This is a genomic window from Pseudomonas sp. SIMBA_068 (genome assembly GCF_046534705.1).
In the GTDB taxonomy this organism is placed as follows: Bacteria; Pseudomonadota; Gammaproteobacteria; order Pseudomonadales; family Pseudomonadaceae; genus Aquipseudomonas; species Aquipseudomonas putida.
In genome coordinates, this window is record NZ_JAWRYI010000249.1 from 1 (window position 1) to 311 (window position 311).

A 311-nucleotide genomic window follows, 5' to 3' on the forward strand; every position below is an offset into this window, starting at 1 on the left:
TGGTCATTCCGGCATAGCGACCGACGCCGTGCTCCAGATGGACCACCGGCTGGCCAATATGCAGCTCCGCAAGGTTACGGATCAGTGTATCGGGGTTGATGGTGCGGCGAGAATCCTGACGACGGCGGGCAACACGTTCACCGAGCAGATCGCTTTCGCAAATCAGCGCTAGGTTACGCACCTTATCGACAAAACCATGTTCGGCAGCGCCAATCATCAGATAACGCCCACGGTCGCTGGCTTCATCAAGACGCATAATGCGTTGCGGAGCAATTTTAATTCGTGCGAGCAGTTCACCCAGCGCTTCACGG

The 311-nt window shown here is 56.6% G+C and carries 1 protein-coding gene; it reads right to left on the bottom strand.

Features of this window, described 5'->3' with window-relative positions; all coding sequences use genetic code 11:
• Positions 1-311: hypothetical protein (locus SB756_RS29035; protein WP_410912985.1), on the bottom strand; the 311-nt coding region annotated here is incomplete at both ends.